The organism is Hydrocoleum sp. CS-953, assembly GCF_002260545.1.
Lineage (GTDB): Bacteria > Cyanobacteriota > Cyanobacteriia > Cyanobacteriales > Microcoleaceae > Trichodesmium.
This window is the reverse complement of record NZ_LGSU01000463.1, coordinates 1-3,179: the sequence shown is the minus strand read 5'-3', so window position 1 is coordinate 3,179 and position 3,179 is coordinate 1. Positions and strand designations below refer to the sequence as shown.

Annotated in this window: 2 protein-coding genes; both read right to left on the bottom strand. The window is 36.3% G+C overall.

Features of this window, described 5'->3' with window-relative positions:
* Positions 1-530: 530 nt before the first annotated feature.
* Positions 531-1,442 (bottom strand): GUN4 domain-containing protein, encoded by a 912-nt coding sequence (locus AFK68_RS04650; protein WP_210407229.1) that lies wholly within the window; start codon positions 1,440-1,442, stop codon positions 531-533.
* Between the two features lie 642 nt (positions 1,443-2,084).
* On the bottom strand, positions 2,085-3,131 hold the full coding sequence (locus AFK68_RS04645; protein WP_094671788.1) for a glycoside hydrolase family 104 protein: 1,047 nt from the start codon (positions 3,129-3,131) through the stop codon (positions 2,085-2,087).
* Positions 3,132-3,179 lie beyond the last annotated feature (48 nt).

The window sequence follows — 3,179 nt, the reverse complement described above, 5'->3', positions numbered from 1 at the left end:
CATTCCCTATACGAAAGTTGTGCGCCAGCAAAACGCGGAGCGACATGGAAAGCGGAGCATTCCCTATACGAAAAAGCGCAGCTCCTCCGCAGGAGGCAGGAGGCAAGAGGCAGCAGAAAGCCCCTAACAGTGATGCTAGGGAATCCGGCGCTGTCTCCTGAGAGTAGCGTCGGGAAGATTTCAAAATGTGAAATAATTGCTTGAAATTACCATAGTGTCAAAGTTTTTAGTTCACAAAATCTTACTTTTGACTTTTGACTTCCGTGAAACGATATGACTAGGATTGCCTCACCAAAACAATAATCTTCCATTATAATCTTTAGACTTAACTGGACTTTAAGATTTTTGATAGGAAAAATGGGTTCAAACCCAATAGGGGCAAGGTAAATACCTCAACTGGCTAAAAATTGCTCAAAGCTAGATATATTAGCTGCGCAGGCTAAATTTAACTTAATTCATTAGTGTGTAAGGATTTGATGCTATTTTTCAGCTACTTTTTGCTAAAGTCCAGTTAACAGTAAGAGTGTCAATTATCTATTACCACCACAAGTTGTTAGTCGCGATATTAAAGCAACAAAAGTTTCAGGAGCCATCATTTGGCCAACCCCATAACAAGCACGTCGTCGCCATATAATTATCGGTAAGTGACCTTCTGGAGCTTCCAAGTTAAAAGAAAGTTCATCATAATATTTCCAATTTTCTCCATCTCGCCATCCCAAGCGATCGCAAAAATCTCCATATTGCCCACTCACATTTTCCCATATACGTTGTTGTGTATTTAAGCCAAACAACCCGTGACTATAATATTCCCAAAGCCAATCAATAGTGCAAAGGTCTGTACAAGGAAAATTCTCAATATCTACCAACTGGAGCCAACCTTCTTCTTCCCTCAAAGTCACTTGCAGTAACAACTCCCAAGTAAGTTCATCTGCTTTTCGCCATTTTCCAGCAGCCAAAAGATTTATTAGTGGGTTATAATCTATTCCTACTTCTGACATTGGCGGTTCTGGAGTTGGCATAGCACTCAACTTTTCATCAATACGATATAGAGTTTCTGCCAAAGTCTCTGGATTAAGTTGTTCGAGACGATAAAGCACCCACTCTAACTGAGAATGTAATTGGAAGCGTTCTATTGCTGCCTGATGTAACTGAGCTTGTATTTCATCTAGTTGCTTTTTTATATCCCTATAATTTTGGTTGTCATTTACTCCATCTGCTGGTACAGTTGGTAAACCAGAATTGCTATTATGATGACTAGGATTTTCCCTAGCTTGTACAATTTGCCACATTTTTCTAGCCCAGTTCAACTTTGCTTGTTCTTTCTGTTGGTAAATTTCTGCTGTAGCAAAGAAAGCAGTATCTGATTTTAAATTCCAGTCACAAATAGAGCAATACTCTGGCACTGTTTCAACATATTCTGCACTGCAAATAGGACATAACATAATTTTTTTTGTTAATCAAAATCATTGAAAACCAATATTACTGAATAATTAATAATTAATAGTTACAGCGCTTACCGTTGCCCGTGAGGTACAAAATTTTAGGTTTGAGGGAACAGGGAACAGGGAACAGGGAATAGGGAATAGGGAATAGAAAAAAATAAAAACAACTTTACCTCATAGCTTCGGAAACTGCTGTAATAATTAATCATTAATAGTTGATAGTCAATTAATTATTCATTCAACAATTCACGCCTTAAAGCCTCCCATTGTAATTAATAATTAATAATGAATAATCAATGATTTATAGGCCATAAAGAAGCATGAGATAGTCTGTTATAAATTATGAATTTTCCACTCTAGATAATTATTAATTGTATTCCTAGGTCATGCTGCGCAAACGGCATCTCGTCACATGAAAATTATAATTGTTAATTATTCGGTCTGGGTAATTATTAATTATTAATTGTATCGACACCTCGTCACATGAAAATTCTTAATTGCTGAAATTAGGCTTCTCCAGAAAAGAGGGAGTACGGAGTAGGGGAAAATAATTGATGATTTCTGCACGATAAATAATTGATTTTATTTTTGATTTTTGGAGAGGTCTAATTCTATCTAGACTCCCCACACTCACCACATTCCCTATTCGCTCTTTGGTTGATAAAGAGCCAATTTCTGTTCATAAGTTCCTATAAGTTTAGGCATGAGTCGTTCCACATCTGCTGTAGTTTCCCCAAATGATGGCCACACCATATATAACTTTCTAAAAGCTTCTTCTATTCTGCCTTCTTCAATATCTTTCAGAGCATTTTTTTCTCGAATCAACTCTATTGCTACACGGTCTTGATAGGTAGGACTAAAATTCTTAGCCTTGACTATAGGAGCAAATCTATCCCAGGAGGTACTCAAAAACTGATATCTACCAGCAGCATCAGAACAAAGTTCCTTACCATTACTAAGGGCACATTTCAGTTCTCTCGGATGGTCTTTAAAGCTAGAGAAATGACTGCCTGTATATTGACGATAATAACCTTGAGGCCCTGTTGTACCTTCTGTCACAGAGATTGTATCTAGAAAAGCTCTAATTCTGGGAACATTTACTGGATAAGCCCAGTTCTTAGTTGGATCTATCTTAGGCATAACTACTGATGTTACTGACCCTTTTTTCTCAGCATTTGCACCCCCACCTACTGCTCGAAATAGTTGTGAGATTGCTATGAATAATCCTAAAATAATTAATAGGGAAGAAGCTAATTGGAGGTTAAATAGTTTAGACAAGTTTAAGGTTTTTTTCTGCACTTTCTGAGTAGTGCGGTAATTTTTAATTTTATCTTGAGAGGAAACTGATTTTTTGAAGTTTGTAGTATTAGGAGACAATATTTTTTTTTGAGTAGTAGGGAGTATCCCAGTTTGCTGACCAAATTTTAGCAGAGAATTAATAGTATCTACTCGTTTGTGTTGATGAGATTCCCGATTGTGAGAATTAATACTTTGTACATTTGCAAATGCTATAACATCTGCTGAAGTTACTTTTTCTAGTGGTTTTCTGACAAATTTCAGAAACATTTGGGCTATATATAAATGAGAAGATTGCTGTATAGGAGGAATTTGTTGTAACCAGATATTTATTAACTCAAAGTCTGAATTTTTGTTTTGTTGACTTCTTTGTTGTGCTTGTTGATTATACATGACACACCACTTGAATATTTCAGATTAAGACATCAGACTAAATTATAG

Coding starts and splice junctions, on each gene's coding strand:
- AFK68_RS04650 (WP_210407229.1), bottom strand. CDS start 1,442: ATGTTATGTCCTATTTGCAGTGCAGAATATGTTGAAACAGTGCCAGAG.
- AFK68_RS04645 (WP_094671788.1), bottom strand. CDS start 3,131: ATGTATAATCAACAAGCACAACAAAGAAGTCAACAAAACAAAAATTCA.